17 protein-coding genes and 1 other annotated feature are annotated in these 22,457 nt (G+C 62.8%); of the genes, 1 reads left to right on the top strand and 16 read right to left on the bottom strand.

What is annotated here, in order from left to right; translation table 11 throughout:
- Positions 1 to 17: 17 nt before the first annotated feature.
- From VQ071_RS11145 to hemL, 7 genes are all read right to left on the bottom strand, one after another.
- On the bottom strand, positions 18 to 260 hold the full coding sequence (locus VQ071_RS11145; protein WP_340514075.1) for a DUF4321 domain-containing protein: 243 nt from the start codon (positions 258 to 260) through the stop codon (positions 18 to 20).
- A 121-nt stretch (positions 261 to 381) separates the two neighbouring features.
- A complete protein-coding gene (locus VQ071_RS11140; protein ID WP_340514074.1) occupies positions 382 to 2,235 on the bottom strand; it encodes an SPOR domain-containing protein in 1,854 nt (617 codons plus the stop codon).
- 254 nt (positions 2,236 to 2,489) lie between these two features.
- A complete protein-coding gene (murC, locus tag VQ071_RS11135) occupies positions 2,490 to 3,875 on the bottom strand; it encodes a UDP-N-acetylmuramate--L-alanine ligase (RefSeq protein WP_340514073.1) in 1,386 nt (461 codons plus the stop codon).
- A gap of 7 nt (positions 3,876 to 3,882) precedes the next feature.
- Positions 3,883 to 5,316, bottom strand: a complete 1,434-nt coding sequence (locus VQ071_RS11130) for a bifunctional folylpolyglutamate synthase/dihydrofolate synthase (RefSeq protein ID WP_340514072.1) — start codon at positions 5,314 to 5,316, stop codon at positions 3,883 to 3,885.
- 18 nt (positions 5,317 to 5,334) lie between these two features.
- Positions 5,335 to 7,986 (bottom strand): valine--tRNA ligase, encoded by a 2,652-nt coding sequence (locus VQ071_RS11125; protein ID WP_340514071.1) that lies wholly within the window; start codon positions 7,984 to 7,986, stop codon positions 5,335 to 5,337.
- Between the two features lie 76 nt (positions 7,987 to 8,062).
- Positions 8,063 to 8,308 (bottom strand) — a binding site (T-box leader).
- A 468-nt stretch (positions 8,309 to 8,776) separates the two neighbouring features.
- Positions 8,777 to 10,432: a LysM peptidoglycan-binding domain-containing protein gene (locus tag VQ071_RS11120; protein WP_340514070.1), complete on the bottom strand. Its 1,656-nt coding sequence runs from the start codon at positions 10,430 to 10,432 to the stop codon at positions 8,777 to 8,779.
- A gap of 127 nt (positions 10,433 to 10,559) precedes the next feature.
- The gene (gene hemL, locus VQ071_RS11115; RefSeq protein WP_340514069.1) at positions 10,560 to 11,861 is read right to left on the bottom strand and encodes a glutamate-1-semialdehyde 2,1-aminomutase; all 1,302 of its coding nucleotides are present in this window, start codon (positions 11,859 to 11,861) and stop codon (positions 10,560 to 10,562) included.
- Positions 11,862 to 11,941: 80 nt separating this feature from the next.
- Here hemL and VQ071_RS11110 point away from each other — a divergent pair, with 80 nt between their 5' ends.
- Positions 11,942 to 12,604 carry a Crp/Fnr family transcriptional regulator gene (locus VQ071_RS11110; protein WP_340514068.1) on the top strand — a complete coding sequence of 221 codons (663 nt, stop codon included), beginning with the start codon at positions 11,942 to 11,944 and terminating at the stop codon, positions 12,602 to 12,604.
- A gap of 882 nt (positions 12,605 to 13,486) precedes the next feature.
- Here the strand turns inward: VQ071_RS11110 and hemB are convergent.
- The 9 genes from hemB to yihA form a co-directional block, all read right to left on the bottom strand.
- The gene (gene hemB, locus VQ071_RS11105; RefSeq protein ID WP_340514067.1) at positions 13,487 to 14,476 is read right to left on the bottom strand and encodes a porphobilinogen synthase; all 990 of its coding nucleotides are present in this window, start codon (positions 14,474 to 14,476) and stop codon (positions 13,487 to 13,489) included.
- A gap of 30 nt (positions 14,477 to 14,506) precedes the next feature.
- Complete coding sequence (gene cobA, locus VQ071_RS11100) at positions 14,507 to 16,054, bottom strand: uroporphyrinogen-III C-methyltransferase (protein WP_340514066.1); 1,548 nt, start codon at positions 16,052 to 16,054, stop codon at positions 14,507 to 14,509.
- Positions 16,055 to 16,993, bottom strand: a complete 939-nt coding sequence (hemC, locus tag VQ071_RS11095) for a hydroxymethylbilane synthase (protein WP_340514065.1) — start codon at positions 16,991 to 16,993, stop codon at positions 16,055 to 16,057.
- A 117-nt stretch (positions 16,994 to 17,110) separates the two neighbouring features.
- Positions 17,111 to 17,761 carry a precorrin-2 dehydrogenase/sirohydrochlorin ferrochelatase family protein gene (locus VQ071_RS11090; protein WP_340514064.1) on the bottom strand — a complete coding sequence of 217 codons (651 nt, stop codon included), beginning with the start codon at positions 17,759 to 17,761 and terminating at the stop codon, positions 17,111 to 17,113.
- A gap of 27 nt (positions 17,762 to 17,788) precedes the next feature.
- On the bottom strand, positions 17,789 to 18,601 hold the full coding sequence (gene ccsA, locus VQ071_RS11085; protein ID WP_340514063.1) for a cytochrome c biogenesis protein CcsA: 813 nt from the start codon (positions 18,599 to 18,601) through the stop codon (positions 17,789 to 17,791).
- 48 nt (positions 18,602 to 18,649) lie between these two features.
- Positions 18,650 to 20,056 carry a glutamyl-tRNA reductase gene (hemA, locus tag VQ071_RS11080; protein WP_340514062.1) on the bottom strand — a complete coding sequence of 469 codons (1,407 nt, stop codon included), beginning with the start codon at positions 20,054 to 20,056 and terminating at the stop codon, positions 18,650 to 18,652.
- A 314-nt stretch (positions 20,057 to 20,370) separates the two neighbouring features.
- On the bottom strand, positions 20,371 to 20,769 hold the full coding sequence (speD, locus tag VQ071_RS11075) for an adenosylmethionine decarboxylase (RefSeq protein ID WP_271752818.1): 399 nt from the start codon (positions 20,767 to 20,769) through the stop codon (positions 20,371 to 20,373).
- Between the two features lie 290 nt (positions 20,770 to 21,059).
- The gene (locus VQ071_RS11070; RefSeq protein WP_340514061.1) at positions 21,060 to 21,650 is read right to left on the bottom strand and encodes a non-ribosomal peptide synthetase module; all 591 of its coding nucleotides are present in this window, start codon (positions 21,648 to 21,650) and stop codon (positions 21,060 to 21,062) included.
- A 153-nt stretch (positions 21,651 to 21,803) separates the two neighbouring features.
- On the bottom strand, positions 21,804 to 22,448 hold the full coding sequence (yihA, locus tag VQ071_RS11065) for a ribosome biogenesis GTP-binding protein YihA/YsxC (protein ID WP_340514060.1): 645 nt from the start codon (positions 22,446 to 22,448) through the stop codon (positions 21,804 to 21,806).
- Between the last annotated feature and the right edge of the window lie 9 nt (positions 22,449 to 22,457).

Here is a 22,457-nt window from a genome sequence, read left to right as displayed (position 1 = left end):
TGCTGTCTTCCTCTCGATTACATTTTGCGATAGATCCAGATCGCCAGCGCGATGCCGACGATGCTGAGCAGACTGACGTTCAGCGCGATATTGATATTATAGGTTAGGACGAGCAGATCGGCGGAAGGCGACCAATGCACCTTCACGGTCCGCGTGAGAAAATCCATGCCGGGGACGCTCTTCAGCCAGTTCGCGGCGAGCGCGCCGGCGATCATGCCCAGAAACACAAATAAAAGCAGTATCCATCCATTCTTTTTCACGCGCTCTACGTCTCCCGCCATTTTTTGACACTTGCTTCATTATTATACGTGGCTGACGCGGCAGGCACAATGGAAAGCGTAAAGACAGCCTCTCGAGGAGAGGCCGCCCGCGACAAAACTTCTAATCCCCGTCCTCGCCCAGCTCCTCCCGCAGCGTGCGGGCGATCAGCGCCGCCTTCATCGCGGACGTCTGTGCAGCCCGAAGCTTCGCGGGGGACGGCTCGGACTTGTAGCCGGATATTTGCTCCGCCGAGCTCTTGAGCTCGGCTGCGAGAGTGGCGGCCGCATCGCGGCGGCTGCCCGACCAGCCGTCCATGCCGGCGGTCGATTGTTCCCACTGCCGCTGCGCCGACTTGATATCTGCGGCGGCCTGTTCGCCGAGCGGCTTGCGTCCGCCCTGCGCCAGCAGCTTGGCCGATTCCCCGCCCAGCAGACGTCCGAGGCCGTCGCTTGCTTCGAGATAGGCCGCCCAGGATACCGCCGCAGCCGTCTGCGGCAAGTCGAGCGCCCTGTTGTCCAGCGCCTTGACGTAAAGCTCCGAATCGGTCAGCACCGCCGCCAGCTGCTCGGCATCGGCCTTGGTAGCCGCGATGCCTGCATACACGCGGAACCCGTCCGACGTATCCGTTGCGGCCGCAATGCCTTGGGCGGCAAGCTCCTTCACCGCCTCGTTCATGCTGTCCCCGTTCTGGAAGACGCCGTACTGCAGCAAGTAGCTGACGGACGAGGGGACCTTGGCATCGCGCACGGTGTCTGTCGTACCGCCTTGCGGCTCCTTGGCAGCCCCTTCCTTGGTCGCTGCGGTCGCGGTCGCCTTCGCCGCGCCGGCAGTGGACGGCGCGCCGCCTGCTCCGGCAGGCGATGCCGCAGGCGAAGGCGCGATGCTCCCTCCGGCCTGCACGGCCGCAGAGGACGTCGGATCGTCCCCGCCGCCCACCGGCAGGAGCGGCTCGCCCGTGAACAGCGCCAGCACGATATAGCCGAACAAGGCGCCTGTCACGATCGCGCCGGCGACCGACAGGAAGATGCGAAGCCATGACGGCCCCCCGCGGCGTCTCGTCTCGTATCCATGCCCGAACGAATCGTCGTCCGCTGCCTCCGCGCCTGGCCGAGCGCGATTGCCCATATCGTCATCGCGGCCGTAATGTCCGTATTCCCCGTAATCGTCATAGACATCTTCCGAAGGATAAGCGTCCGAAAAGGGGGCTGCGTCCCGCCCCGCGCCGTATTCCGGCAGCTCGCGCCGATCGCGAGGCGCCGGCGCAGCCGGAGGATAGCCGCCGGTTGATTTGCGGAAGCCCGCGACACGTTCGGCCGGTGCGGCGGTCCGAGGTGCGCGGTTGCGCGGCGCGGCGGTCAGCAGCGGAGCCGGCGCGGCCATTTGCGGTGCAGCTGGCGCCGCGATGCGCTCCGGGGCGGGCGGCGCATCCGCAGGAGCGGTCTGTCGAGCGGCGCGCGAAGCGGCCGGTCTGCCGGCCCGCTGGACCTCGGCGCCCGTCTCGGGGTCGTACGCAGTCCCTCGCGCCTTCCGGTCCGCCCTGATCGTTTTGTCGGGCTGAACGCGACCTGTCCCCGTCCCGTCCGTCCCGCGTATCATATCCTCGAGCGCCTCGACGTCGTCCTGGTAGGGACTCTGCCACGAATTGCGGGCATCGGGCGCGCCGGCATGCGAATTTGCATAGCCGTCCCGCTTGCCGGCCGGAGCCGGAACGGGACGCTCCCCCGCCAAGTGCGCGCTTTTTCCCGGCAGCCGGTACCCGCCCGCCACAGCGCCGACGGCAGCCCGATCGGGTTTTTGCGAGAATCCCCGCGGTCTGAAGACGGTATGCTTGTCCGCACTGACGGTCGCGGCGCCCCGGCCGTCCGTCGCAGTTCCGGACGATTGATTTTCAAGATGAGGCGCGTTATCGGTACTCCTGACTTCCCGTGGAAGATTGCCGTCGAATTTGAAGGTCATTCTGGCGGGTGGCTGCATCTCTCGCTTCTCTCCCTGCTTCGTAATCTATTAATTCGATTCTATGAGCGGGAGAGAGAAAATATGATTGCGGACGATTCAAAGAACAATGAATAAAGACCGTGCCCTCACATTCAAAACCGCGCCATGCAGCCTAGCGCTGCGCTAATATAAAAGAACCGCCAGGAAGCTTGCATCCCAGACGGTCCTTTGCCTTGCGATACAACCTTAAACGTGCCGCGCGACAGAACGCGAGAGCAGATTGCCGGCACGTCTTATTTCCCCGCGCGGTCGCGCAATATTTGGGCCAGCTCGTCGGCCGTCTTCCAGATATCGCCGGCGCCCATCGTCAGCACCAGATCGCCCGGCCGCACCCGCTCGGCGAGCAGGTCTCGCACCTGCTCGCGGGTCGGCACATAGGTGACGTTGGCATTGCTGTTCTCGGCGATCAGCTGTACGAGGCGGGAGGAGGTCACGCCCTCGATCTGCTTTTCTCCCGCAGGAGAGTAAATGTCGGTGATATATACTTCATCCGCCTCCGCGAACGCACGGCTGAACGCATCCAGCAGGAAAAACGTCCGCGTATACCGCTGCGGCTGGAAAACCGCAATGATCCGCTTGCCCGTGGCCTTCGCCGCCAGGATGGTCGCCTGAATCTCCGTCGGATGATGCGCATAATCGTCGATGACCAGCATATCGTCGACGTCCCCGAGCACCTGGAATCTTCGCTTCGCGCCTCTGAACTCGACGATCGAATCCGCAATCCGCTCGAACGGCACGCCGGCGCGCAGACAGACGACAACCGTCGCGAGCGCGTTGTATACGTTGTGCAATCCCGGTACGGACAAGCGAATGACGCCGAGCGCCGTGCCGTTCTCTTCGACGGTGAAGGCGGCCTGACGGTCGCCCAGCTCGATCGAGACGGCCTTGTAGTTCGCATCCGTATCGATGCCGAACGTGATGACGTCCGTGTCCGCGACCTGCGGCAGCAGCTCCTGCACGTTGGCGTCGTCCGCGCAGACGACGGCGCAGCCGCCAGAGCGCACCTGCTTCAGAAACTGCACATAGGCGGCCTTGAGCTTGCCGAAGTCGCCTTCGTAATTTTCCAGATGATCCGCCTCGATGTTCGTGACGACCGCCACCGCGGGCTCGTACTGGAGGAAGGAGCCGTCGCTCTCATCCGCTTCGGCTACGACATGCTCGCCTTTGCCGGCCTTCGCGTTCGTGCCGACGTTCACGATCTCTCCGCCGATGATGTAGGTCGGGTCCAGTCCCGACAGCTCCATCACGAGCGCGATCATGGAGGAGGTCGTCGTCTTGCCGTGCGCCCCGGCCACGGCGATGCCCGTGCGGCTGTTCAACAGACGTGCCAGCATCTGGGCGCGGTGAAGCGTCGGAATGTTCAGGCTCTCCGCCTCGACGCGCTCTACGTTGTCCCTCGCGAGCGCAGTCGAATAGACGACCAGGTCGGCGCCGCGCACATGGTCCTTCTCGTGTCCGATGTAGATCCGGGCGCCTTTGCTGGCCAGTTTGTCCGTTAATTCCTGACGGGCGACGTCCGATCCCGTCACTTGGTACCCCATCTCCAGCATCACTCTGGCAATGGCGCTCATCCCATAGCCGCCGATGCCGATAAAATGTACGTGCTCAGCCGTTGCCAACGACGCTTCACCAGCCTTTGTCAGATGTCTTGCGATCGACGAGCCAGGAACGGACGTCGGCGATCAGATATAGCGTGCCTGTGACGAGCGTCAGCGGCTCCGCCTCGGCATCAGCTGCCGCGAGGCTTTGTATCGTATCAAGCGCCCTGCGCCAATCCGGCTCCACGATGATGGTAGCCGGGCCGCCGGCCGCAAGGGCCGTATTCCGTGCGACCGACGCCAGCTCGTCTGCGGCCATCTTGCGATGATGGTCCGGTTCCGTAACGACAAGCGTGTTCACCATTGGTAGTATATGCCTTAAGGTGTCTTCATGATTCTTGTTCGGCATCATGGCGATCAGCACATTTAGCTTGCTATAGTTGTACAGGCTCCGGAGCGCCTCCGCCAGCGCGGCCATCCCTTCGGGATTGTGGGCGCCGTCCAGCAGAATGCGCGGCTCGCGGCTGACCAGCTCGAGACGGCCGGGCCAGAACGCGCTGCGCAGCCCCTCCCGCAGCTGCTCTTCGTCGACGATGAGCGCATAGTAGGTTCGGAGCACGTCGATCGTCATGAGGGCGGCGGACGCATTCATCAGCTGGTGCGGGCCGGCGAGGCCGAGCTCGAGATCGTCCAGTCTGCGGAACGTATCGGTAAACGAAAACGACTGCGACGCATCCCCCGCCGCTCCAGCCTCGTACGAAAATTGATCGCCCAGCTGATACAGCGTGGCCTTGCGCGCCGCAGCGGTCTCGCGCACGATGGCGGCCGCCTCCGGCTGCAGCACGGTCGAGACGACCGGCACGCCGGATTTGATGATGCCCGCCTTCTCCCTCGCAATATCGGAGATCGCAGGTCCGAGCAGGTCCATATGGTCATGCCCGACGTTCGTGATGACGCTGATGACCGGCGTGACGACATTGGTCACGTCGAGCCGGCCGCCAAGACCCGTCTCCCATACGACATAATCGGGGAACGTCACCGTCGCGTAATAAAGAATCGCCAGCGCGGTCGTCAGCTCAAAAGCCGTCAGCGGTCCCCACTCGGAAGACGCCAGCTCGTCGGACAGCGGCTTCAGCCGGTTCGCCAGACGCACGATCGCCTCCTCGGGCATCGCTTGGTTGTTGTAGTCGATCCGGTCGGCGAACGACGTCAGATAAGGCGAAGTAAACAAACCGACGTCGTAGCCGCTCTGGCGCAGTACGGATGCCAGCAGGGCGCATACCGAGCCCTTGCCGTTCGTGCCCGCGACGTGGATGAACCGGAGCCGCCGGTGCGGATGGCCGAGACGCTCGAGCAGCAGCTCCATCCGCTCGAGGCCCGGCTTGATGCCGACGACCGGGGCGAGCCCGGAGATCCAGGCGATCGCTTCGTCGGCCGTTTCAAACGCCTTGCCGGAGCCGCTGTCGCCGGCTGCAAGGTCATGATGATGATGGTGGGCGGTTTGATCTAGCGGTTCAGTCATGCCTGCACGGGCCTCCCATCAGCTCTTCAGTTCCTCGATCCGCGCCAGCACTTTGTCGCGCTTGTCGCGGTAGTCCGCGCCCTTGGCGCGCTCCTGCTCGACGACATGGGCCGGCGCCTTGGCGATATAGCCTTCGTTCGCCAGCTTCTTTTCCACGCGGTCGACTTCGGCGTTCAGCGATGCCAGCTCCTTGGTCAGACGCGCGATCTCCTGGCCGATGTCGATCAGACCCGCGATCGGCAGGTACAGCTCGACGCCCGTCACGATCGCGGTCATCGCCTTCTCCGGCGCCGCGAGCGCCGGATCGAGCGTGAGGCTGGACGTGTTGCAGAACCGGCGCAAGTATTCTTCGTTGCGCATCAAGATGCCTGCGGACGCTTCCGTCGTCGGCTTGGCGAGCAGCTCGATCTTTTTGCCCGGCGTCACGCCGACCTCTGCACGCACATTGCGGACCGCGCGGATCGCGTCCATGAGCAGGCCCATCTCCGCGACCGCATCCGGCGCTTCGAAGGCTGCGTCGTAGGACGGCCAGGAGGCGAGGACGATCGTCGCTCCGGCTTCGTGCGGCAGATGCTGCCAGATCTCCTCCGACAGATACGGCATGAACGGATGCAGCAGGCGAAGCGTGCGGTCGAGCACATAGGCGATGACCGATTGCGTGCTCTTCTTCGAGGCGGCGTCTTCGCCGTACAGCGTCAGCTTGGCGAATTCGATGTACCAGTCGCACAGATCGTCCCAGATGAAGTTGTAGAGCAAGCGGCCCGTCTCTCCGAACTCGTACGTCTCCATCAGGCGGGTCACGTCGCGGGCCGTCTCGTGGAACCGGTGCAAAATCCAGCGATCGGCCGTCGACAGGCTGCCGCTCAAGTCGATGTCTTCGACCTTGAAGCCTTCGAGGTTCATCAGCGCGAAGCGAGACGCATTCCAGATCTTGTTGGCGAAGTTGCGCGCCTGCTCGACCTTCTCCCAGCGGAAGCGCAGATCCTGGCCGGGCGTATTGCCCGTGGACAGCATGTAGCGCATCGCATCCGCGCCGTACTTTTCGATGACCTCGAACGGGTCGACCCCGTTGCCGAGCGACTTGGACATCTTGCGGCCTTCGGCGTCGCGGACGAGACCATGGATGAGCACGTCCTTGAACGGCACTTCTCCCGTAAACTCCAGGGCGGTAAAAATCATCCGGGCGACCCAGAAATAAATGATGTCGTAGCCCGTAACGAGCACATCCGTCGGGTAGAAGCGCTTCAGATCGTCCGTGCTGTCCGGCCAGCCGAGCGTCGAGAACGGCCACAGCGCGGAGCTGAACCACGTATCCAGCACGTCCTCGTCCTGCGTCCAGCCTTCGCCCTCGGGCGCCTCGACGCCAACGTAAATCTCGCCCGTGCCCTCTTGATACCATGCCGGAATCCGGTGTCCCCACCAGAGCTGGCGCGAGATGCACCAGTCGCGTACGTTCTCGATCCAGTGCAAATAAATCTTCTCGAAGCGGTCCGGCACGAAGTTCACGCCCTCGCCCGAACGCTGCGCATTAATGGCCGCTTCGGCGAGCGGCTTCATGGACACGAACCACTGCGTCGACAGGTAAGGCTCGACGACGGCGCCGCTGCGCTCGCTGTGGCCGACCTGGTGCACATGATCCTCGATGCGAATCAGCACGCCCTGCTCCTGCAGATCCTTGACGATGGCCTTGCGGCAATCGGCGCGGTCCATCCCCTCGTAGGGGCCGGCCTGGTCGTTCATCCGCCCGCTCTCGTCCATGACGATAATCTGCGGCAGATCGTGGCGTCCGCCGACCTCGAAGTCGTTCGGATCATGCGCGGGCGTGATCTTGACCGCGCCGCTGCCGAAGTCCTTGTCGACGTATTCGTCGCCGACGATCGGAATGTCGCGGCCTACGATCGGCAGACACAGCGTCTTGCCGATGAGGTGCTTGTAGCGCTCGTCCTCCGGATGAACCGCAACCGCCGTATCGCCCAGCATCGTCTCGGGACGCGTCGTCGCGACCGTCAGATGGCCGCTGCCGTCCGTGAGCGGATATTGCAGGTGATACAGGTGGCCGTTCACTTCCTTGTATTCGACCTCGATGTCGGAGAGCGCCGTCCTCGCAGCCGGATCCCAGTTGATGATCCGCTTGCCGCGGTAGATCAAGCCCTTGTCGTACAAGCGCTTGAACACCTCGCGCACCGACTTGGACAGGCCTTCGTCGAGCGTGAAGCGCTCGCGGGAGTAGTCGAGGCTAAGCCCCATCTTGGCCCACTGCTTGCGGATCGAGCCTGCATACTGCTCCTTCCAGTCCCAGACGCGCTCCAGGAACTTCTCGCGGCCCAGATCGTAGCGGGACACGCCCTCTTCGCGGAGCTTGGCCTCGACCTTGGACTGCGTGGCGATGCCCGCATGGTCGGTGCCGGGCACCCACAGCGCGTCGAAGCCCTGCATCCGCTTGAAGCGGATGAGAATGTCCTGCAGCGTCAGGTCGAGCGCATGCCCGATGTGCAGCATGCCCGTCACGTTCGGCGGCGGGATGACGATCGTATATTTAGGTGCGTCTGGCCGCAGGCCCGCCTTGAAGTAGCCTCCCGCCAGCCAAGCGTCATACCACTTCTGCTCGGCGCCTGTCGGATCGTACGTCGTAGGCAGCTCGAGGGGTTTGCTTTGATTCGTATCGCTCATTTTCGTTCACAACCTCCAAAAGGGACATGGATCGGACGCTTCGTTCAATGCTTAAAAAACACAAAAACCTCCCGCCGCAAAGGACGAAAGGTTGAACTTCCGTGGTACCACCTTCATTCCGCGGCTCCGGCACATGCGAAGCGGCGGCTCTTGAACGCAGGATAACGGCTGCTGCCGTCCCGATCTACGCAGTTGGTTCGAACGGGAGACTCCAGGGCGACTTCGGCAGCTTACTTCCTGCGGAACCTCGCAGCGCTGCTCATGCAGCGGTTCCGCTCTCTGAAGGGTAGGACTGCTTACTGATCCCTATCCGTGTCTTTATTTCCCTATCATACCTGTACGGTCACATGCAGTCAACCTGCCACGACCGTGCCGCGCTCTCGGCGGACCGACCCGGCGCTGCCGCCGGCGAGCCCCGGAGAAGCGATCCGGGCGCGCGCAATCCGCCGGCATTATATTACGGAGCATCTCGACCAGGACCTGACGCGAAGCGATCCGGGCGTGCGTGCGATCCGCCGGTTCGAGGACAACGGACAAAAACCTGCCGATTGGCATCCTTTCAAGTCCGCGCCCCGCCCCGGTGCGACTAAAGCTGCAAAACAGCAGGCTTTGAAACGCGATCCCCCTCCCGGGTTCGAAAATCGCGTCCAAAAGGATGCCGATTGGCAGGCATTTTAGCATTTCGGCTCGTCGCACGGCTTCAAGCATGCTGAAATGCAGGCTTTTATGCGACGGTCCTCAAAAAAGAGAAGGCGGAAAAATCCGCCTCCTCCGATGATGCGCCGTATCTTCAAGGAATGTACAGCACTTGCCCTTCGGCAAGATGGGCATCCGACAGTCTGTTGTACAACTGGAGCTCGCGCGTCTGCAGCTGGTATCGGCCTGCGATCGCATCGAGCGTATCCTCCCGCTGCACGATCGCCAGCTTGACCTTGCGGAACGATTGACCCGACTCCTGCGCGAGGAACAGCCGCGTCCATTCGAGCTCGTCGCCGGAGGCACGCTCCTTGTTCTCCGCCGGAGCGGCCAGCCTGGCTTCTTCGGCCGCCTGCAAGGCGGACTGGCGGATCGCGCCCTTGTCGCCCAGCTGCGACAGGATGCCCACCCCGAAGTCGGAGCCGGAGCCGTCGGCGCCCTTGCCGGATAGGCCGAGCTTCGGGCCGGTCTGCTCGGGCCGGTCGTATGCGTCGGGCGCCGATGCGGCGGGCTGGACTTCGGCAGCGGCAGGTCCGGCCTGGGGCGCGGCGCCATGCGAGTAGGCCGGCTCCGTCTGGGCGGGCTGCTGCGCCTCGCCTTGACTCTCCGCCGAAGCGGGCCATGCCGCCGGGATCGGGATCGCCGTGTCGTATACTTGCGGGTAGTCGGACGGCTGTGGCTGCTGCGAGACCGTCTCGGGCGGCTGTGGCTGCTGCGGCTGCTGTGAGACCATCTCGGCCGGCTGCACCGCTTCTTCTTCAAGACGCTGATAGGCGAGCAGCCGCTCCCAAGCCTCGGCCTCCTCCTGCCTGTCGCGCTCCGCAGCCTGCTGTCGCAGCAGCTCGGCCTGCTCCAGCGCACGCCATGCCTCCTGCTCCGCCCGCTCCCGCTCGGCCGCTTCGCGGGCCTGGGCTTCGGCCGCCCGCACCGCCTCCGCTCTCGCAGATTCGGCCAGCTGGCGCTCGAGTGCCTCGGCGGCGACCTGCGCGAGCTCCTGCTGCCGCAGCAGCGCCTCCTCGCGCGCACGCGCCTCGGCCTCGGCACGGACGCGCTGCTGCTCGTACCAGACCGGCGAGGCGGCAGCCTCGGACACCCTGCCCGGACCTGCGGCAGCCTGCGTCGGCGGCAGGTAGACCGGGCCGGGCTGCGAATAAGCGGGCGGTTGCTGCTGATCGCCGAAGGCTGCCGCACCCGAATTGTCGCCTGCCAATTGGTCGAAGCGGCTCGAAGCGGCCGCCCCGGCGTCGGCGGCTTCGGCATAGCCCGCTTCGCCCAGCGGAGGCAGGGCGGCGATCGGATCGGCCGCCTCCTGCGAGAATACGCGCTCGGGCGCCTCGTGCGCGACCGTGAAGCCGTCTTCGACCCATACCGGCGCTTCGCGCACTTCCGTCTGTACGCCCCGAAGTCCCAGCACGCCCGTCACGTTCAGCGATCTGTCCGTCAGCAGGTCGACGTCAAAGTGATCGATTTCCACATCCAGCTCCTCGATCTGCCTGACCCGGCTCAGCGGCAAAGAGATCTCCACCGGTATCCGATGCTCCAGCTTGCCGACGCCGCCCTCCGCATCGGCCGCTCTATACGTGCCGCTCAGCAGCAAATCCCCTCGCAGCAGGATGCTGTCCTCCTGCTCCGCCGCCTCGATGAGCGGCGACAGCTCGATCTCCTCCAGCGCTTCGATGGCCGGGGCATCGTCCGATAGCTGCACCCGCTCATAAATATCGAATCTAAGTCCGTTTGACGAATCCGTCACGACAGGTCTCCCCCTCTCGGCATAGAGTTCCCGCATCCATTAATCTCGCCCGGAAGCAGGCATTACTCCCTATCTATCTATATGCCTCAAAAAGGTGGGCATGCCTACGGACTTCGGGAATCCCGCCTTAAAACTTGGAAAGCGCCGTACGATGCGCCGCGATCGTCTCGTCGATGTCGGCCTCCGAGTGCGCGATGGAGAGGAACCAGCCCTCGAATTGGGAGGGAGGCAGGTTGACGCCCAGGTCGAGCATCCGGCCGAACAGCGTGCTGAAGCGCTCCGTATTGGACTGCTTGGCCGTCTCGAAGTTGATGACCTGCTTGTCCGTCAGAAACGGGCAGACCATCGAGCCGACGCGGTTGATCGTCATCGCGATGCCGTATTCCCGGGCATTGGCTTCAAGGCCGGCCTGCAGCCGCACCGCCAGCCGTTCGAGCCGCTGATACGCCGCCTCGTCGAGCAGGCTCAGCGTCGCGTAGCCCGCGGCCATCGCCAGCGGATTGCCGGACAGCGTACCCGCCTGGTAGATCGGGCCGACCGGCGCCATCCGCTCCATCAGTTCTCTGCGGCCGCCGTACGCGCCGACGGGGAGTCCGCCGCCGATGACTTTGCCGAGGCAGGTCAGGTCGGGCGTGATGCCGTACAGCCCTTGGGCGCAATTCAGATGCACGCGGAACCCCGTCATCACCTCGTCGAAAATAAGCAGGCTGCCGTACTGCAAGGTCACGTCTCTCAGCCCTTGGAGGAAGCCCGGCAGCGGCGGCACGACGCCCATATTGCCGGCGACCGGCTCAACGATGACGGCCGCGATCTCCTCGCCGTACCGCTCGAAGGCGAGCTTGACGGAAGCCAGGTCGTTGTATGGCACCGTAATCGTGTGGGAGGCGATGCTCTCGGGTACGCCCGGGCTGTCCGGGAGACCGAGCGTCGCTACACCCGAGCCGGCCTTGATGAGCAGGCTGTCCGCATGTCCGTGGTACGAGCCCTCGAACTTCAGAATCCGGCTGCGCCCGGTGTAGCCGCGGGCCAGGCGGATCGCGCTCATCGTCGCCTCGGTGCCGGAGTTGACCATGCGGACGACCTCGACCGACGGCACGCGGGCGCATACGAGCTCGGCCATCTCCGTCTCCAGCTCGGTCGGCGCGCCGAAGCTCGTTCCTTTTTCCGCCGTGGACTTGATCGCTTCGACGACGACAGGGTGAGCATGGCCCGCGATGAGCGGTCCCCACGACAACACATAATCGATATAGCTCTGTCCGTCGATGTCGGTGATCCGGCTGCCCTGGCCGCGCTCGATGACGACCGGCGTGAGCCCGACCGATTTGAACGCCCGGACGGGGCTGTTGACGCCGCCGGGAATCGAGCGCTTGGCCCGTTCGAAGGCGGCTTTGGACCTGGAATCCGTGCGATGCTGGCGAGTTTCGGACATATGACGACACATCCCTACTATCTAGATTGGAAAAGACTATGGTAGACTGAAGCATCATTGGTGTAATCGGAGGCATGACGATGATTCAATGGCTCAAGCAGGTGTCCTTGTTCGATAAATTAAACGACGCGCAGTTGGAGCAAATATTGCGGATCGCCCAAAGGCGCAGCTTCGCCGCGGGCAGCACGCTTTTCAAGGAAAAAGATCCGGGCGACATCTTCTACGTCGTGCTGAGCGGCTCGATCAAGCTGTTCACGCGAAGCGCAGGCGGCGACGAAAAGGTGCTGTCCGTCGTGGCCGCGGGCGACAGCTTCGGCGAGTTGTCCCTGCTGGACGGGCTGCCGCGCTCGGCGTCGGCGCAGACGCTTGAGCCGACGCTCGTGCTCGAGATTCCAAGCGCCGGCTTCATGAAGCTGCTGCAGGAGCACTTCGATATTACGAAGGGCATACTGGCCGAGCTCAGCCGACGCCTCAGGCAGACCAACGAGCATGTCAACGATCTGACATTTCTGGACGACCGCACGCGCGTCATGAAAAACCTGATTCAGCTGGCCAACCAGCACGGCAAGCGGGACGGCGTCTTCATCCGCATCCGCCTGGCGCTCAACTATGACGAGCTGGCCCAGATGGCGGGCGTGTCCAAGCAAGTGCTGTCCGACGTGCTGCGCGAGCTCGAGGCCAAAGGCGTCCTCGCATTTGGCCACAACGAATATACGCTCGACTTGACCAAGCTGCGGGGCTGACGGGATTAGCGCATAGCGGCCTTTTTGTCCGCTATTGCGCCAATCCCAGGCTCCGCGGCCGCACATAGCGGCCTTTTTGTCCGCTATCGCCTCGAGATGCGCTGCTGCTCACGCACATAGCGGACTTTTTGTCCGCTATTGCCTCGAGATGCGCCGCTGCCCACGCACATAGCGGACTTTTTGTCCGCTATCGCCCCGAGATGCGCCGCTGCTCACGCACATAGCGGACTTTTTGTCCGCTATCGCCCCGAGATGCGCCGCTGCTCCTGCACATAGCGGATTTTTTGTCCGCTATTGCCTCGAGAAGCGCTGCCGCTCACGCACATAGCGGACTTTTTGTCCGCTATCGCCCCGAGATGCGCCGCTGCTCACGCACATAGCGGACTTTTTTTCCGCTATCGCCTCGAGACGCGCCGCTGCTCACGCTCATAGCGGTCTTTTTGTCCGCTATTGCCCCGAGACGCGCCGCTGCTCCTGCACATAGCGGCCTTTTTGTCCGCTATTGCCTCGAGATGCGCCGCTGCTCACGCACATAGCGGATTTTTTGTCCGCTATTGCCTCGAGACGCGCCGCTGCTCACGCACATAGCGGACGTTTTGTCCGCTATCGCCCCGAGATGTGCCGCTGCTCACGCACGTAGCGGACTTTTTGTCCGCTATTGCCCCGAGATGCGCTGCTGCTCACGCACATAGCGGACTTTTTGTCCGCTATTGCCCCGAGATGCGCCGCTGCCCACGCATATAGCGGACTTTTTGTCCGCTATTGCCTCGAGATGCGCCGTCGCTCACGCACATAGCGGACTTTTTGTCCGCTATCCGCAGCATGCGCCTACGACCGGCCGCGCCTCGGCAGCCGGTGCGCGCCCGCGATCGCCCGCCGCTCCTACTGCTCGCTCAACCAGCGCGCCGCGTCTTTGGCATGGTACGTGATGATCATGTCCGCGCCGGCCCGCTTCATGCCGGTCAGCGTCTCCATCACAATCGCGCGCTCGTCGATCCACCCCTGCATAGCCGCCGCCTTCACCATCGCGTACTCCGCACTGACGTTGTACACGACGAGCGGCAGGTCGAACTTGTCCTTCAGCAGCCTCACGATATCCAGGTACGCCAGGCCGGGCTTGACCATCAGCATGTCCGCGCCCTCGCGCACGTCCGTCTCCGCTTCGCGCAGCGCCTCGCGCACATTGGCCGCGTCCATCTGGTACGTCTTGCGGTCCCCGAACTTCGGCGCCGACTGCGCCGCCTCGCGGAACGGGCCGTAATACGCCGACGAATACTTGACCGCATAGGACATGATCGGGATGTCCGTGAAGCCCGCTTCGTCCAGCCCGTCGCGGATCGCGCCGACGAAGCCGTCCATCATATTGGACGGCGCGATGATGTCCGCGCCCGCGCGCGCCTGGGATACGGCCGTGCGGACGAGCAGCGCGAGCGATTCGTCGTTGTCCACGACCGCGCCGCAATCGCCTTCGTGCACGACGCCGCAGTGCCCGTGATCCGTAAACTCGCACAGACAGGTGTCCGCGATGACGACCAGGTTCGGCGCGAGCCGCTTGATCCGGCGCGTCGCCTGCTGCACGATGCCGTCGTCCGCGTAGGCGCCTGTGCCGACGGCGTCCTTGGCCGCCGGTATGCCGAACAGCAGCACGGCCTGAATGCCGAGCGACACGATATCGTCGATCTCCTCGTCCAGCCGGTCGAGCGACAGGTTGAAGACGCCCGGCATCGAGGAGATCTCGGTCTTGACATTGTCGCCGTGGGCGACGAAGATCGGCATGATGAGATCGTGCACATGCAGACGCGTCTCCCGGACGAGATTGCGGATGCCGGCGGACCGGCGCAGGCGCCGATGGCGCGTGATGGAAGTGTTCATATATCGATCATACCTTTCTGTCGCTATATTCTAGACGCGAGACGCGGCGCGATACTTCGTCATCGCTTCGAGCAAGCTCTCGATCGTCGCTTCCTCCGCGGTCAGCGTCACCTGGAGCCCCAGCTCCTCCGCCGTGCGGGCGGTTATCGGCCCGATACATGCGACGACGCATCCCTGCAACTTCTCTGCCGGGCGGTCTATCCCTATACGCCGCAGCGCCTCCAGCAGATTGACGACGGTAGACGAGCTCGTAAATGTAATCGCGTGGATCTCCCCGTTCGCCAGCATCTCGGCGAGCGTGTCGTCCTCCTGGACGACCAGACGGTTCTCGTAGACGTCCAGTTCCACGGCTTCGACGCCCGCCTTGGTCAGCTCGGCCGGCAGCACCTCGCGGGCGAGATCGCCACGCGGCAGCAGCGCGCGCTGTCCCGGCGCCAGCTGACCGCCAAGGCTGTCCAGCAGCCCCTCGGCCTGATACTTGGCCGGGAGCGCCTCGGAGATGACGCCTCTGGCGAGCAGCGCCTCGGCGGTCTTGGGGCCGACCGCGGCGAAGCGCGCCTTCGCGAAGCGGCGAATGTCGGTACGCGTCTCTGCGAGCCATGCCCAGAAGTGCTCGACGCCGCTCACGCTCGTCAGAATCACCCAGTCGTAGCTCCCGGCTTCGGCGAGCGCCGCATGGATCCGCGCGATCTCAGCCGGCTGCTGCTGGCGAACCGTCTCGATCACGGGAAACACATAAGGCTCCCCGCCCAGATCGTCGATCCGCTCCGCCAGCTCGCTCGCCTGCGAACGGGCGCGCGTGACGAGCACGCGCCAGCCGAACAGCGGCTTCGACTCGATCCACTTCAGCGTCTCGCGCTGCCGTACGACTTCGCCGACGACGATGACGGCGGGCGGCTCGAAGCCGGCTGCGCGCACCTTTTCCTCAATATCGCCCAGCGTCCCTGTAAGAGTCGCCTGCTCGGCGCGTGTGCCCCATCTGACGAGCGCCACTGGCGTAGACGCCGGCCTGCCATGCTTCATGAGCTGCTCGCTGATATAACCGATCTTGGCGACGCCCATCAGGAACAGCAGCGTCCCCGTCGCGTTCGTCACCTTGTCCCACTGGATCGTACGATCCAGCTTGTCCGGGCTCTCATGACCGGTCACGATCGAAAAGGAAGATGCCATGTCGCGGTGCGTGACCGGGATGCCCGCATATGCAGGGACGGCGATGGCCGAGGTGATGCCGGGGACGATCTCGTACGGCACGCCATGCCTTTGCAGCAGCTCGGCCTCCTCGCCGACCCGCCCGAATACCGTCGGATCGCCGCCTTTCAGTCTGCATACGACCTTGCCTTCGAGCGCCAGATCGAGCAGCAGCCGATTGATCTCCTCCTGCTTCATCGTGTGGCGGTCCGGCCGCTTGCCGACGTAGATTCGCTCCGCGTCCGGCCGCGTCTCCTGCAGCAGCTGCGGGCCTGCCAATCGATCGTATACGACGACGTCGCAGCGCTGCAGCGCCTTGAGCCCGCGCACCGTGATAAGCTTCGGATCTCCCGGACCGGCGCCGACCAGATACACTTTTCCGCGATCCATCTATTCTCTCGCCTCCGCAAGAATCGTATCCGCGCCGCGGCCGAGCAGCGCCTCCGCTACCTCCCGGCCTACCAGCGCGGGATCGATGCCCGAAGCCGAAGCTTTGAGGAGCTTAACGCCGTCGGGCGAAGCCACCATGCCGGTCATCGAGACGACGGCATCGGGCAAGTCCGAGTCGACCGTCGCATAGGCCCCGATCGGGACCTGGCAGCCCCCGTTCAGCAGTCCGAGGAACACGCGCTCCGCCGCCACCGCACGCGCTGTGGCCGTATCGTTGAACAGCGTCAGCAGCGCACGGACCTCGTCGTCCGATACGCGGCATTCGATGGCCAATGCGCCCTGACCGACGGCGGGCAGGCAATCTTCAGGCTCGATAAAGGCGGTGATCCGGTCGCTCCATCCCATTCGGCGCAGCCCCGCCGCAGCCAGCACGATCGCATCAAGCCCCTCGGTCTCCAGCTTGCGCAGACGCGTATCGATGTTGCCGCGCAGCGATTCGATGCGCAGATCGGGTCTGCGCGCCTGCAGCTGCGCGGCCCGGCGCAGGCTGCTCGTGCCGACCCGTGCGCCCGGCGGCAGATCGCCGAGCGTGCTCGCAGTCAGATTCACGAGCGCGTCGCGCGGATCCTCCCGCTTCGGCACGCAGCCGATCATCAGCCCTTCGGGCAGCTCGAACGGCATGTCCTTCATACTGTGAATCGCCATATCGATCTCCCCGCCGAGCAGCGCTTCCTCGATCTCCTTGACGAACAACCCTTTGCCGCCGACCTTGGACAGGGTCACATCGACGATTCTGTCGCCCCGGGTCACAATCGGCACGACTTCGAACGCAAGCGCCAGGCCCGCTTCCTGTACCAATGTCTTCAACGCATCGATGGCCTGGCCGCTCTGCGTCATGGCCAGTGCGCTCTGCCTCGTTCCTACCTTGATCGTCCGCATGCTTTGAATTCCCCCAATGTATGCTTCCTTGCCGCCATTCCTCGAACGACAAATATTTATCATTGTCTCATATTCCGGAGCCGCACCCAAGCTGCCGGCAGCGCCGTCCTCCGCGGGTCAGGGCGTGTCCGCCCATTCTCGCAGCAGCCCCAGCAGGCGCTCGGCCTCCGGCGGCTCGGCATCGGACAGCCAAGCCTCGATCGCCCGATCGCTCACCGCCGCCCGGAGCAGCCGGCGGCGCTCCGACTTGTCCGCGACGCCGGCTTTGATCTCGGCGCGCACGGCGTCCAGCCTGCTCGTCAGGCCCGCATACTCGGGGCCGTAACGCGCCCTCAGCTCCTCCGCGATGCGGGATGCCAACGCCGGCCCTGCGCCGGACGCCGTGACTGCCAGCAGCAAGCCGCCTCTGCGTACGGATGCCGGCACGATGAAGCTGCCGCGCCCCGCATCCGAAGCCGAGTTCGCCGGTATGTTGCGAAGACGCGCTTCGTCGCAGATCCAATCGTTCAACTCGTCCTTGTCGGTCGCCGCGACGACGAGCAAGACGCCTTCGAGGTCTTCGGGCGCGAACGGCTTGGGCAGATGACGGATCGCGCCCGCTTCCTTCCATTCCGACAGCCTGGGCGATACGATCTCCGGACAGATCAGGCTCACCGACGCGCCTGCTTCGAGCAGACCGCCGACCCGCCGTTCCCCCACCGCACCTCCGCCGACGACGAGGCACGGCTTGCTTTCTACGGATATCATCATCGGATAATACCGCTTCATCGCGGTTCACTCCTCGTATTATAGCGATTAATGAAAGGAAGAGAGCGAATTGGCGAACAGGTCGAGGACAAGCAACAAATAGCCTAGCGAATTCCACAGAATGCAGCGTCCGGGGTCGTCCCTGCTCATCAAGCGGCGCAATAGATAGACGACATAGACGGCGCCGGCTACGAATGACAGCAGCACCTTCTCGTCCAGCAGCTCGCCGTAGCGGGCGTCCGCGATCAGCGCGGCAGTACCCGTCGACAGCGCCAGCAGGAGGAGAGGCACGCCGAACACGCCCGCGCGGAACGCATACCGATCGATCGTCTCCAGACTGGGCATACGGCTCATCAGCCTGCCCCACTTCTTTCTTTTCAACCGATAGTTTAAGAACAGGTACATGGCCCCGCACACCGCAGAGATCGTCAACAGCGCGAACGCCACGGTAATCAGGCTCACATGCAGCACGAGCAGCCGCCTGGCGACCTCCGAGGGCGCCAGGACGACCTCGCGCTGCGGCCGCTCCAGCAGGTTGAGGCCCAATACGGCGAATCCGACCGCGTTCACGAGGAGCACGAGCAGCTCCGCCCGCACCATCCGGTTGGCCGCGAACGATGCGGACACGAGCAGCCACGAGACGAAAAACGCGTAGTCGTGAATCGTCACCTCGGGAACGGCCAGACGGCGAATGAGCAAATCTGCGAGAAAGCCGGTTTGCAGGAGCCAGACAAAAACAAGCAGCCCTGTGCCGATCCGTCTCCCGCTCCGGTTGCCGTAGGCGGCATCGGATACGAAAAACAGCAGACTCAGGGCATATATATACATGATAGCATCTGTCAGCCAGCTATTGGTCAACATGGCTCCGCCTCCGCCTCTCCCCGGATCCGGCCGAGCCGGCGCTTGCGATCAACGAAGCGCGCCGGCCAACTGAGCCAAAAAAGAATGCGGCTCCGCAGGCGCAGAGACCGCCTGCTGGGAGGCAGCCGTCTCCCTGCTTGCAAGACGCGCCTTCTCCGCCTCTCGCGCCTCTTCCTTGAGGCGCTTGACCTCTTCCTCGAGCGCGAACAGCTGCACGAACAAGTCGAGCGACGCTTCGCTGCGCTTCTCGGCGGCCAGCTCCTTGACCCGAAGGATCGGATCGTGGATCATCTGCGTCAGCATGCTCTTGGTCAGCTTGCGGATGACCTTGACCTGGCGTTCGTCGAGCTCAGGCAGCTTGCGCAGCAGGCTGTCGAGCGTATCCTCGTGAATGCCGGCCGCCTTCTCCTGCAGGCCGCGGATGAGCGGACTCACGCCAAGCGTCGCGTACCACTGGCGGTACGACTCCATCTCGCTGTCGATCATCGCGTCGATCGCGACCGTCTCCTGCCTGCGCTTCTCCAGATTGCTCTCGACGATGCCTTCGAGATCGTCGATGTCGTACAGATAGACGCCGGACAGCTCCGCGCAGGCCGGATCGATGTCTCTGGGCACTGCGATGTCGATCAGGAACAGCGGACGCTTTTTCCGGTTCTTCATCGCCTGTACGACATCCTCGCGTCCGAGCACGAAGCGGCTGGCTCCCGTGCTGCTGATGACGATGTCGGCTTCGTGCAGCCGCCGCATCGCTTCGTCCATCGACATCGCCTTGCCGCCCATCTTGTCCGCGAGCTCTGCCGCGCGCGACAGCGTGCGGTTCACGACGTACACTTCCTTGGCGCCGCCGGCGGTCAGATGCTGTGCCGTGAGCTCGCTCATCTTGCCCGCGCCGAGGATCATGATCTTCTTGTCGTCGAAGCGGCCGAAGATCCGCTTGCCCAGCTCTACGGCCGCATAGCTGACGGATACCGCGCTCTCGCCGATCGACGTCTCGGTATGCGCCCGCTTGGCGACCGTGATCGCCTGCTGGAACAGGCGGTTGAACAGCGTGCCCGTGGCCTTGCGCTCGCGCGCGAGGAAGAACGCGTCCCGCACCTGACCGAGAATCTGCGTCTCGCCGATAACCATCGAATCGAGGCCGCAGGCGACGCGGAACAGATGACGATTGGCCTGATCGTCCTCGTACATGTACAGGTGGCGATTAAACGTCTCGCGCGGCAGCTTGAACCATTGCTCCATGAAGGAGCGGATATAATGCCCGCACAGCGTATGCCGGTCGACGACCGCGTACAGCTCTGTCCGGTTGCAGGTGGCGACGATGACGCATTCGAGTATGCCGGTCGTCTCCTTCAGCGCATCGAGCGCCAGCGGCAGCTGATCCTCCGGAATCGCAAAGCGTTCCCGAACTTCTACCGGGGCGGTCTTGTAGTTCAAGCCGACGACTATGAGATGCACGGGAATTCACCTGCCTTTTCCTTAAGGATGGACCGATCCAAGCCAGTAACAATAGGAGCAAGCGCAGCGGCTTGTCCTCAACTAGGACTTATTATAGCACAGCTATTATGGCGGACTTTGAACAATTATTGAAAATTGTGCGACATCCCGCGATTGCCAACGGTACCTATTGTCGACGCCAAAGACAAATTATATTCCTTGCACGCGCGCGGAAGCCGATTGCAATCATCCGAACGAATCGCATTTAAAAAGCCATGGGGACAAAGCCCCATGGCTAACATGCTTCATCATCGTCGTTAGGCTCTCTAACTCTCTTACACCAATTCGGCTTGTTTGATAGCTGGTTCTTCGACCTGCATCTCGCCGACGCCCCGAATGAGCTTCTTGGCGTAGGTGCTCTTAGGCTTGAGTACATTGACCATGTAGTCGATCGCGAGCTGCGGATCGACCGTCTCGCCGCAAGTATAGCAGTCGATCGCGGCAAAACCACGCTCAGGATACGTGTGAATGGAGAGATGGCTCTCCGACAGCATGACGAGAACCGTCGCGCCCTGCGGCTCGAATTGTTTGGCTTGAACCGAGAGAACGGTTGCTCCGCAAGCTTCGGCTGCCTCCACCATGTGCGATTGGAGAAGTTCAGCGCTGTTCAGAAGATCGAAGTCGACCCCCCAGGTATCAACCGCAACGTGCCGTCCGAAAGTAGAGTATTCCACTGTTCGGTTCCCCCTTCCTAGGAATAAAATGTGAAGCTGATTTCATCCGCTAGGACCTACGTCATTCACTTCTCGAGGGAATCTGCAGAACAATCGCATTCCATTCCTGAGTGAATCCTGGTTCCTATTGTTTTGTCAACGAGATTAAAAATAACATCTATCCGGGTGAAATGCAACTATTATTTTCATGCGAAATTCCGCACCCGCATATCAGGGGCCGAAAGCGCCCCGGCAACGAAAAACCCGCCGGAAATCGGCGGGCTGTCGGTTTCGAAATCCGTTATGATAGCTTAAGCTTCAAGCGCAAACAGCAGCCTGCTGTGATGCCGCAGCCGCTCGTCGATCGCCGCGATCCGCTCCGCGTCCGTCACCGAGTTGCGCAGGTCGAGCAGCTCGTTGACGGCGCTGCGCACGATCGCGATCTCCTCTTCGACCGAACACAGCTTGTAACGGGATTCCATCGCAGACAGTGCGCTCTCATGCTCGAATACGGTGCGGATCGCGTCGCCCTTGCATTCGACGATACGTACGACCTTGCCGCCTAAGTAATGATAAACCATCGTAAAACCTGGATAAATGCGATTGACGACGGCATCTCCCTTGAACGAGGACACCATCTTGCGCAGCGCGTCGGTGAGACCGGGCTGGACGACCCTGCAGGATAAAGTACAACGATAACTGCCGCCGCGGCGCTCAAACGTTAAGCGGATAGATTCACCGCCGGCTTCGTCTTCTAGAACCATCTCTTGGTTGCCGTTCTCCAGCACAAAGATCTGCTGGCGCAGCTGCTGCGTACCGCACAGGGTGGTTAAGCTTCGCATCTCGGCTTCTGTCAATGTCAGACTGGCGTTTACATACTCTGTGGCTACCCGCTTAGCCATAAAAATCTCCTCAATTCCATTTTGTTCACGAAGGTGATGATTCCTTGCCTTCTTAATTATACGACATCCGGCTCGATCTTATCTCTCGAAGAAAACCCGATTTAGCCGAAAAAAGCCGTAAAAATCGATTCCTCCCGGCATTGAACCGTGCAATTAACCGTTATCCTCGGTTTCCTGCCGTTCATGCTGCGATTCAGAAGGGGAAGCAATGGGAATACCCGCTGCGTGGGCGATAATGCGCCATAACTCATCTCTACCCTCTCCGGTCTCAGATGAAAACAAAACGAACGGTGCGCCCTTCGGCATCCCCAGCGTCTCGCGCATAATCCGGCCGTGCTTCGCCACCTGATTGCGGGAGAGCTTGTCCGACTTGGTGCCGACCACGCAGAGCGGAATATCGTAATGGGACAGCCATTCGTACATGGAAACATCGAGCGCCGTCGGCGGGTGCCGCAAATCGACCAGCTGAATGACGAGACGAAGCTCCTCGCGCTGGCGCAAATAACTCTCGATCATGCGGCCCCAAGCCTCGCGTTCGGACTTGGACACCTTGGCATAGCCGTAGCCGGGGACGTCGACGAAGTACATCTCGTCGTTGATCCGGTAATAATTGAGCTGCTGCGTCTTGCCGGGCTGCGAGCTGGTGCGGGCCAGGTTGCGCCTGAGCAGCAGGCGGTTGATCAGCGAGGACTTGCCCACGTTGGAACGGCCTGCCAGAGCGATCTCCGGCAAGCCGTCAACGGGATATTGCTTGGGTCCTACTGCGCTGATGATGAATTCGCTGGACTTGATCTTCATATAAGGCGG

This window comes from Cohnella sp. 56, from assembly GCF_037963805.1.
Classification (GTDB): Bacteria; Bacillota; Bacilli; order Paenibacillales; family Paenibacillaceae; genus Cohnella.
Note: the sequence above shows the minus strand (reverse complement) of the source record. Positions and strands in the feature narration are given on the sequence as shown.

What these genes read in the sequence shown, in the direction of transcription:
- hemB (WP_340514067.1), bottom strand. Translation starts at nt 14,476, where the DNA reads ATGAACACTTCCATCACGCGCCATCGGCGCCTGCGCCGGTCCGCCGGC.
- VQ071_RS11070 (WP_340514061.1), bottom strand. Translation starts at nt 21,650, where the DNA reads ATGGCTAAGCGGGTAGCCACAGAGTATGTAAACGCCAGTCTGACATTG.
- ccsA (WP_340514063.1), bottom strand. Translation starts at nt 18,601, where the DNA reads ATGTTGACCAATAGCTGGCTGACAGATGCTATCATGTATATATATGCC.
- hemL (WP_340514069.1), bottom strand. Translation starts at nt 11,861, where the DNA reads ATGTCCGAAACTCGCCAGCATCGCACGGATTCCAGGTCCAAAGCCGCC.
- VQ071_RS11110 (WP_340514068.1), top strand. Translation starts at nt 11,942, where the DNA reads ATGATTCAATGGCTCAAGCAGGTGTCCTTGTTCGATAAATTAAACGAC.
- VQ071_RS11140 (WP_340514074.1), bottom strand. Translation starts at nt 2,235, where the DNA reads ATGCAGCCACCCGCCAGAATGACCTTCAAATTCGACGGCAATCTTCCA.
- yihA (WP_340514060.1), bottom strand. Translation starts at nt 22,448, where the DNA reads ATGAAGATCAAGTCCAGCGAATTCATCATCAGCGCAGTAGGACCCAAG.
- VQ071_RS11090 (WP_340514064.1), bottom strand. Translation starts at nt 17,761, where the DNA reads ATGAAGCGGTATTATCCGATGATGATATCCGTAGAAAGCAAGCCGTGC.
- hemC (WP_340514065.1), bottom strand. Translation starts at nt 16,993, where the DNA reads ATGCGGACGATCAAGGTAGGAACGAGGCAGAGCGCACTGGCCATGACG.
- cobA (WP_340514066.1), bottom strand. Translation starts at nt 16,054, where the DNA reads ATGGATCGCGGAAAAGTGTATCTGGTCGGCGCCGGTCCGGGAGATCCG.
- VQ071_RS11125 (WP_340514071.1), bottom strand. Translation starts at nt 7,986, where the DNA reads ATGAGCGATACGAATCAAAGCAAACCCCTCGAGCTGCCTACGACGTAC.
- VQ071_RS11130 (WP_340514072.1), bottom strand. Translation starts at nt 5,316, where the DNA reads ATGACTGAACCGCTAGATCAAACCGCCCACCATCATCATCATGACCTT.